Source organism: Streptomyces anandii JCM 4720 (assembly GCF_014650655.1).
Lineage (GTDB): Bacteria > Actinomycetota > Actinomycetes > Streptomycetales > Streptomycetaceae > Streptomyces > Streptomyces anandii.
On sequence record NZ_BMVJ01000021.1, the window covers coordinates 79,611 to 88,798 of the forward strand.

Sequence of the window (9,188 nt, forward strand, 5' to 3'; positions counted from 1 at the left end):
TCGAGGACCGGCTCGCGCCCTTCGAGCTCGCGCGGGTGGCGCGCGTGGCGCGCTCCCCGCGCACCACGGCGCGCGGTCCGGTGCATCCGCTCACCGATCTGCCCTCCCTGCTGCCCCAGGCCGACGTCGTCGTCCTCTCCACGCCCCTGACGGAGGCCACCCGGGGCCTGGTGAACGCGGACTTCCTCGGCCGGATGAAGGACGGCGCGCTCCTGGTGAACGTGGCCCGCGGGCCCGTCGTCGACACCAAGGCCCTGCTCACCGAGGTGGAGAGCGGCCGGCTCACCGCCGCCCTCGACGTCACCGACCCCGAGCCGCTGCCCCCGGGACACCCCTTGTGGCACGCGCCCGGCGTGCTGATCAGCCCGCACGTCGGCGGTCCCACGTCCGCGTTCCTGCCCCGCGCCAAGCGGCTGGTGGCCGAGCAGTTGCGCCGGTTCGTGAACCAGGAGCCGCTCGCGAACGTGATTCTGACGACGGGCGCGGAAGGCGTGTAGTCCGCTTCGGGTACGGTCCGCGATCCCGCGGATGCGGGGCGTACCCGCATATGCGCTGGTCGTCACGGAGCGTAGAGGAACTATGTCCCTGAGTGACGAGACTGGTGTATCGTCCCCGACAGGGGCTGCGCCGTTGACCGTTCGGCGCCGGGGACGGACATGTCAGACCGCGAGGGGGGCGACAGGCGATGCACGGCCTATGGACGACCGATCCGACGCGGCGGGGCCGCCACCGGAGGCCCTGGCGCACGGCCGCGCGCGGACGCGGCCACCACAACAGCCATCACCAGCACCATCATCACCATCGCAGGCCCACCGGCCGCAGAAGGCACGCGCACACGGCGCACCGGGACCCGCGGGACCCGGCGGCGCGGACCGGGAGGGACCGGTGAGCCTGCCCCCGTCCGCCGTGACCACGCCGGCCGGAGCCCTGCGCGGCCGCCCCTCGCGCGGCACGCGGCCGCTCACGCCCGCGGCCGCCACCGACCGGCGGCCAGCGGCCCCCCAGCTCGCCCTGGCCCTGGTGTGCGCCGGATACGCCGTCGGTTCCGCATGCGGCTGGGGTTCGAACGAGGTTGCGCTGATCATGGGTGACTTCGGGCTGACCCTCGCGGCCGGCACCGCGGCCGTCTCCTGCGCCCTGTACGCGCGAAGCCACGGGGTCCGGTTTCGAACCGCCTGGCTGCTGTTCGCCCTCTCCTCGACGATGGCGGCCCTCGGCAACGCGGTCTGGGGGTGGTACGAGGTGGTCCTCCGCACCGCCGTGCCCAGCCCCAGCTACGCCGACCTGTTCTTCCTGTGCTTCGCGCCGCCGGCCATCGTCGGACTGCTGGTGCTCGCCAAACGTCCCACCAACAGGGCGGGCTGGGTGTGCCTGGCGCTGGACGCCTGGCTGATCGGGGGCTCGCTGCTCACGCTGTCGTGGAGCCTCGCCCTCGCCCAGGCGGCCAAGTTCGACGGCCCGAGCGTCGCGCACACCGCGCTGTCGCTCGCCTACCCACTGCTGGACATCGCCCTGGTCAGCATGGTGCTCGCACTGCACTTCCGGCGCTCCCCGGTCAACCGCACCGCCGTGAACACCGCCATCGGCGGGCTCGGCCTGACCGTGGTCAGCGACGCGCTGTTCACCTCGCCGCTGCTGCACAACAACTACCACTCGGGCCAGTTGCTCGACGCGGGCTGGTTCGCCGGCTCCCTCCTCCTGGCCTACGCCCCCTGGGCCGCCCCCCGCGCCACCGCCCCGTCCAGGGAACGCCCCGCCCCGTGCCGCTACGAGACCGACGCCCACACGACGACCGACGACGAACCGCACGGCCACGAGTCGGGTGGCCGAGTGCCGTTCGGCGACGAGGCCTTCGCCCACGAGCCGTTCGGCTTCGAGCCGGCCGGTCATGGGCCGGCCGGTCATGGGCCGGCCGGTCACGGCTCGGGTGGCCACGTACCGTTCGGCTGCGGTCCTTCCGGTCACGAACCCGACGGTCATGGCGCGGGTGACCACGAGCCGTTCGGCCACGAGCCGTTCGGCCACGAGCCGGCCGGTCATGGCGCGGGTGACCACGAGCCGTTCGGCCAGGATCCCGTCGCCGCCGGTGACCGGAAGGGTCGCGCCCGCGCGCACCGTGAGCGGGTCCCCGGGCAGCACCGTCCGGGCGTCCGCCGCGCAGACCCCCGCCCGGCCGCGACCCCCGCCCCGCAGGGCGCCGATCAGGAGCGGTACCCGGCCGGGCGCCCCGTGTCCGGATCGCTCGCCGCCCTCACGCCCTACCTGGCCGCCGCCGTGTGCACGCTCGGAATCCTCTACAACGTGCTCAACGGCCACAGCGTGGACCGCGTGGTGCTGATCACCGCCGGCGCAGTGGTGCTGGCGCTCGTGGTGCGCCAGGGAATCATGCTGCTCGACAACATCGGCCTCGCCCAGGAGCTGGCCCAGCAGGAGAACCACTTCCGCTCCCTGGTCCAGGGCTCCAGCGACGTCATCATGATCGCCGCGCCCAACGGCATCCTCAGATACGTCTCCCCGGCCGCCGCCGGGGTGTACGGGCGGCCCGCCGAGGAACTGGTCGGCAGGGAACTGGCCGGCCTCATCCACCCGGAGGACCTGGGCTGCGTGGTCCACGAGGTGCGCCGCTTCCTCGTGGCCGGGCCGCACGAGGAGCCGACCACCCGCATCGAGTGCCGCTTCCGCTCGGGCGACGGCGGCTGGCTCAACGTGGAGTCGACCATCAACCGTCACCACGGCGGCCTGATCTTCAACAGCCGGGACGTCACCGAGCGGGTGCGCCTGCAGGCGCAGCTCCAGCACAACGCCGAGCACGACCCGCTCACCGACCTGCCCAACCGCGCGCTGTTCACCAAGCGCGTGCAGCAGGCCCTGTCCGGCCGACGCAGCACCGACCACGGCACGGCCGTCCTCTTCATCGACCTGGACGGCTTCAAGGCCGTCAACGACACGATCGGGCACCAGGCCGGGGACGAGCTGCTCGTCCAGGCCGCCCGCAGACTCCAGGAGGCGGTCCGGCACGGGGACACCGCCTCCCGGCTGGGCGGCGACGAGTTCGCGGCCCTGATCGTCGGGGACGGCAACCGCGACCGCGCCGCCCGCGAGGGGCACATCCTGGAGCTCGCCGACCGCCTCAGGCTCACCCTCTCGCAGCCCTACGTCATCGACGGCAACGATGTCCGGGTCGCCGCGTCCATCGGCGTTGCGTTCGCCGAACCGGGCCTCGGCGCGGGGGAGTTGCTGCGCAACGCCGATCTCGCCATGTACCGCGCCAAGGCGGCCGGCAAGGGCCGGGTCGAGCTCTACAAGCCGCAGATGCAGCAGGACGTCGTACGCAAGGCGGAGCTGGCCACCCGGCTGCGGTCGGCGCTGCACGACGGGGAGTTCACCCTGCTGCACCAGCCGGTGGTGTGCCTGTCCGGCGGCCGGATCACGTCGGTCGCCGCCCAGGCGCGCTGGCGCTCCTCCCAAGGGGTGCTCTTCACGCCCGCCGAGTTCCTGCGGGTGGCCGAGGACAGCGACCGCACGGCCGAACTGTGCCGCTGGGTGCTGGAGGAGGCCGTCGAGCAGGCCGCGGAGCGCGCCGCGACCGGCCTGACCGTCCCCGTCGTGGTCCGGACGGCGGCCCGCCGGCTGCTGGACCGCTCGCTGCCACCGGGCTTCGTGGAGTCCCTGCTGACCCGGCACGGGCTGCCGTCCGGGGCGCTGGTGCTCGAACTGTCCGACATCGACCCGCGGTCCCCGCTGGACGAGCTGGAGCGGCGCCTGGCCGCGCTCAGAAGGCTCGGCGTGCGCGTGGCGCTGGACGGCTTCGGCAACGGCCACGGCGCTCTCACGGCCCTGCGCAGGCTCCCCGCCGACGTGCTCAGGATCGACCGCTCGCTGGTCGAGGGCGTCGTCGAGTCGGCCCGGCTGCACAAGATCACCAGCGGACTGCTGCGCATCGCGGGCGACCTCGGTATGCAGTCCGTGGCCGACGGGGTGGACCTGCCGGAGCAGGTCGTCGCGCTGCGCGCGATGGGCTGCACCCACGGCCAGGGCATGGCCTTCGCCGGCCCGCTGGACGAGTACCGGCTGCGCCGGGCGCTCACATCCGGCCACTACCCGGTGCCGCACGGACCGGTCGAACCGGCCTTCGCCGTGGGCGGCGCGGGGGTCTGCGCCGGCGGGGTCTCCGGCTCCGGCGTCCCGGCGGGCGGGCTCTCGTCGGGGGCGATTCCCGCAGGGGGGATGGGGGCGGGGGCGGTGCCCGCGGGCGGGATCCCGTCGGCCGGCGTGGCCGCGGTCCTCGGCGGCGGGACGGCACTCCGCTCACATGCTGAGACTCCCGTCCCACCCACTTGACAGTGAGTGCGTGCCGGGGGGAGGGTCAGTTCCATGCGCACCCGAATTCTCGTACTTGGACAGCGCGTCGGCTGAGCTGGGACCCACCGGAGGGCATCCGGAATCCCCAGCGACCCTCACCGGCGCGCTCCCCTCGCTTGCCTAACGGCACGAGGGGTTTTTTGTTGCACGGGCACCCTCCGTGCGGCATCGCACACCGTACAAACCTCGCAAAAACCCTCAGCATCGAGAAGAGAATGCCGATGACCGAGCAGGCCACCGGGGCCCATCACCCGCAGCCGCGGCCCCGATCCGGAGGACACCACTCCGCTCCCGAGCACGTCACGGGTGCGCAGTCCCTCATTCGCTCTCTCGAGGAGGTCGGCGCCGACACCGTATTCGGCATTCCCGGTGGTGCGATCCTTCCGGCGTACGACCCGCTGATGGACTCCTCGCGGGTGCGCCACGTGCTGGTCCGGCACGAGCAGGGCGCCGGCCACGCCGCCACCGGCTACGCGCAGGCCACCGGCAAGGTCGGCGTCTGCATGGCCACCTCGGGACCCGGCGCCACCAACCTGGTCACCCCGATCGCCGACGCCCACATGGACTCCGTCCCGCTGGTCGCGATCACCGGCCAGGTGGCGTCCTCCTCGATCGGCACGGACGCCTTCCAGGAGGCGGACATCGTCGGCATCACCATGCCGATCACCAAGCACAACTTCCTGGTCACCAACGCCGAGGACATCCCGCGGGTGATCGCGCAGGCGTTCCACATCGCCTCCACCGGCCGCCCCGGCCCGGTCCTGGTCGACATCGCCAAGGACGCCCTCCAGGCGAGGACCACCTTCTCCTGGCCACCGGTGATGGACCTGCCGGGCTACCGGCCCGTCACCAAGCCGCACGCCAAGCAGATCCGCGAGGCGGCCAAGCTCATCACCTCCGCCCGCCGCCCCGTCCTGTACGTCGGCGGCGGTGTGATCAAGGCCGGCGCCACCGCCGAGCTGAAGGTCCTCGCGGAACTCACCGGAGCGCCCGTCACCACCACACTGATGGCGCTCGGCGCATTCCCCGACAGCCACCCGCTGCACGTGGGAATGCCGGGCATGCACGGTGCGGTCACCGCCGTCACCGCGCTGCAGAAGGCCGACCTGATCGTCGCCCTCGGAGCCCGCTTCGACGACCGCGTCACCGGCAAGCTGGACAGCTTCGCCCCGTACGCCAAGATCGTCCACGCCGACATCGACCCGGCCGAGATCGGCAAGAACCGCGCCGCCGACGTGCCGATCGTCGGCGACGCCCGCGAGGTCCTCGCCGACCTCATCCAGGCCGTCCAGAAGGAGCACAGCGAGGGCCACAAGGGCGACTACACCGCCTGGTGGAAGGACCTCAGCCGCTGGCGCGAGACCTACCCGCTCGGCTACGACCAGCCCGAGGACGGCTCCCTCTCCCCGCAGCAGGTCATCCAGCGGATCGGGCAGCTCGCTCCCGAGGGCACGATCTTCGCGGCGGGCGTCGGCCAGCACCAGATGTGGGCGGCGCACTTCGTGCAGTACGAGCAGCCCGCCACCTGGCTGAACTCCGGCGGCGCCGGAACCATGGGCTACGCGGTCCCGGCCGCGATGGGCGCCAAGGCCGGCCGGCCCGACCGGGCGGTCTGGGCGATCGACGGCGACGGCTGCTTCCAGATGACCAACCAGGAGCTCACCACCTGCGCCCTGAACAACATCCCGATCAAGGTCGCCATCATCAACAACGGCGCCCTCGGGATGGTCCGCCAGTGGCAGACCCTGTTCTACAACCAGCGGTACAGCAACACGGTGCTGCACTCGGGTCCCGGCGACACCGGGAAGGGCGCCGGCACCCGCGTCCCCGACTTCGTGAAGCTGTCGGAGGCCATGGGCTGCTACGCCATCCGCTGCGAGTCCCCGGACGACCTGGACAAGGTCATCGAGGAGGCGAACTCCATCAACGACCGCCCGGTCGTCGTCGACTTCATCGTCCACGAGGACGCCATGGTGTGGCCGATGGTCGCCGCCGGCACCTCCAACGACGAGATCATGGCCGCCCGGGACGTCCGCCCCGACTTCGGCGACAACGAGGACGACTGAGAGCGCCGGGACACCCGAGGACTTCAGGAAGGTACGACCGTCATGTCCACCAAGCACACGCTCTCGGTCCTGGTCGAGAACACCCCCGGCATCCTGGCCCGGATCGCCGCCCTGTTCTCCCGCCGCGGGTTCAACATCGACTCCCTCGCGGTCGGCGTCACCGAGCACCCCGACATCTCCCGCATCACCATCGTGGTCAGCGTCGAGGACCTGCCGCTGGAACAGGTGACCAAGCAGCTCAACAAGCTCGTCAACGTGCTCAAGATCGTCGAGCTGGAGCCCTCGCAGGCCGTGCAGCGCGAACTCGTCCTGGTGAAGGTGCGCGCCGACAACGAGACGCGCTCCCAGATCGTCGAGATCGTCCAGCTGTTCCGCGCCAAGACCGTCGACGTCTCCCCGGAGGCGGTGACGATCGAGGCCACCGGCAGCAGCGACAAGCTCTCGGCCATGCTCAAGATGCTCGAGCCGTTCGGCATCAAGGAGCTGGTCCAGTCCGGCACGATCGCCATCGGCCGCGGCGCCCGTTCGATCACCGACCGGTCGCTGCGCGCCCTCGACCGTTCGGCATAGCGGTCCCCTTCGGGCGGCCGGGTGACACGGCCGCCCGTATACCGAGACCCCGAAACCTCCCTTCCCCTCACCGGCATACGGTGGGACGCACAACCCGCACTCCAAGGAGAGAACCCAAAGTGGCCGAGCTGTTCTACGACGCTGACGCCGACCTGTCCATCATCCAGGGCCGCAAGGTCGCGGTCATCGGCTACGGCAGCCAGGGCCACGCCCACGCGCTGTCGCTGCGCGACTCCGGTGTCGACGTGCGGGTCGGTCTGCCCGAGGCCTCCAAGTCCCGGGCCAAGGCCGAGGAGCAGGGCCTGCGCGTGGTGACGGCCGCCGAGGCCGCCGCCGAGGCCGACGTCATCATGATCCTGGTGCCGGACCCGATCCAGTCCCAGGTCTACGAGGAGTCCATCGCCCCGAACCTGAAGGACGGCGACGCGCTGTTCTTCGGCCACGGCTTCAACATCCGCTTCGGCTTCATCAAGCCCCCGGCCGGCGTGGACGTCTGCATGGTCGCCCCCAAGGGCCCGGGCCACCTGGTGCGCCGCCAGTACGAGGAGGGCCGCGGCGTTCCGTGCATCGTGGCCGTCGAGCAGGACGCCTCCGGCAACGCCTTCGCGCTGGCCCTGTCGTACGCCAAGGGCATCGGCGGCACCCGCGCCGGCGTCATCAAGACCACCTTCACCGAGGAGACCGAGACCGACCTGTTCGGCGAGCAGGCCGTGCTGTGCGGCGGCACCGCCGCGCTGGTGAAGGCGGGCTTCGAGACCCTCGTCGAGGCGGGCTACCAGCCGGAGATCGCCTACTTCGAGTGCCTGCACGAGCTGAAGCTGATCGTGGACCTCATGTACGAGGGCGGCCTGGAGAAGATGCGCTGGTCGATCTCCGAGACCGCCGAGTGGGGCGACTACGTCACCGGCCCGCGCATCATCACCGACGCCACCAAGGCCGAGATGAAGCAGGTCCTCGCCGAGATCCAGGACGGCTCCTTCGCCCGCAACTGGATGGACGAGTACCACGGCGGCCTGAAGAAGTACAACGAGTACAAGCAGCAGGACTCCGAGCACCTGCTGGAGACCACCGGCAAGGAGCTGCGCAAGCTCATGAGCTGGGTCAACGAGGAGGCGTAGGCCTCACGCCGAAGAGGCCGGGGCGGCGAACGCCCCGGCCTCTTCGGCGAACCCGGGGTAACGTCGGAGTTCACGGTGGATTCGCGGCGTTGTCCACCCCGTCCAGCCACGGACGGGTGATCCTTCCGCAGCGGCGCAATACGGCGCTCGCGACGCCACTACACTGCTGCACAACAACGCGTCAGGCCCACAGCGTCGTGCGTCTTCCACGCGGCTAGCACCCCTCCGCCAGCGGCCGTCGGGACGGCCGTCCGCATTGGACTTGTGAGGACTCACGTGAGCTCGAAACCCGTCGTACTCATCGCTGAAGAGCTGTCGCCCGCGACCGTCGACGCGCTCGGCCCGGACTTCGAGATCCGGCACTGCAACGGCGCCGACCGCGCCGAACTGCTCCCCGCCATCGCCGACGTGGACGCGATCCTCATCCGCTCGGCCACCAAGGTCGACGCCGAGGCCATCGCCGCCGCGAACAAGCTCAAGGTCGTCGCACGGGCCGGCGTCGGCCTGGACAACGTCGACGTCTCCGCCGCCACCAAGGCCGGCGTGATGGTCGTCAACGCCCCGACCTCCAACATCGTGACCGCCGCCGAGCTGGCCTGCGGTCTGATCCTCGCCACCGCGCGCAACATCCCGCAGGCCAACGCCGCGCTGAAGAACGCCGAGTGGAAGCGCAGCAAGTACACGGGCGTGGAACTGGCGGAGAAGACGCTCGGCGTGGTCGGCCTCGGCCGCATCGGCGCGCTCGTCGCCCAGCGCATGTCCGCCTTCGGCATGAAGGTCGTCGCCTACGACCCCTACGTCCAGCCCGCGCGGGCCGCCCAGATGGGCGTCAAGGTGCTGACCCTGGACGAGCTGCTCGAGGTCTCCGACTTCATCACCGTCCACCTGCCCAAGACCCCCGAGACCCTCGGCCTGATCGGCGACGAGGCGCTGCGCAAGGTCAAGCCGAGCGTGCGCATCGTCAACGCCGCGCGCGGCGGCATCGTCGACGAGGAGGCGCTGTACTCGGCGCTCAAGGAGGGCCGCGTCGCCGGCGCCGGCCTGGACGTGTACGCGAAGGAGCCGTGCACCG

The 9,188-nt window shown here is 71.4% G+C and carries 6 protein-coding genes; all 6 read left to right on the forward strand.

The window, feature by feature from the left end:
• Positions 1-497: NAD(P)-dependent oxidoreductase (locus IE249_RS38825; RefSeq protein WP_268249727.1), on the forward strand; the 497-nt coding region annotated here is incomplete at its 5' end.
• Between the two features lie 388 nt (positions 498-885).
• Positions 886-4,341 (forward strand): putative bifunctional diguanylate cyclase/phosphodiesterase, encoded by a 3,456-nt coding sequence (locus tag IE249_RS29155; RefSeq protein WP_229859490.1) that lies wholly within the window; start codon positions 886-888, stop codon positions 4,339-4,341.
• A gap of 236 nt (positions 4,342-4,577) precedes the next feature.
• Positions 4,578-6,428, forward strand: a complete 1,851-nt coding sequence (locus IE249_RS29160; protein ID WP_189709513.1) for an acetolactate synthase large subunit — start codon at positions 4,578-4,580, stop codon at positions 6,426-6,428.
• Positions 6,429-6,470: 42 nt separating this feature from the next.
• On the forward strand, positions 6,471-6,998 hold the full coding sequence (gene ilvN, locus IE249_RS29165; protein ID WP_189709516.1) for an acetolactate synthase small subunit: 528 nt from the start codon (positions 6,471-6,473) through the stop codon (positions 6,996-6,998).
• 119 nt (positions 6,999-7,117) lie between these two features.
• Positions 7,118-8,116: a ketol-acid reductoisomerase gene (gene ilvC, locus IE249_RS29170; RefSeq protein ID WP_189709518.1), complete on the forward strand. Its 999-nt coding sequence runs from the start codon at positions 7,118-7,120 to the stop codon at positions 8,114-8,116.
• A 276-nt stretch (positions 8,117-8,392) separates the two neighbouring features.
• A partial coding sequence (locus IE249_RS38830; protein ID WP_229859491.1) for a hydroxyacid dehydrogenase occupies positions 8,393-9,188 on the forward strand: 796 nt, incomplete at its 3' end.

Excerpts from the sequence above, each read along its gene's own strand:
- IE249_RS29160 (WP_189709513.1), top strand. The coding sequence starts at position 4,578 with ATGCCGATGACCGAGCAGGCCACCGGGGCCCATCACCCGCAGCCGCGG.
- ilvN (WP_189709516.1), top strand. The coding sequence starts at position 6,471 with ATGTCCACCAAGCACACGCTCTCGGTCCTGGTCGAGAACACCCCCGGC.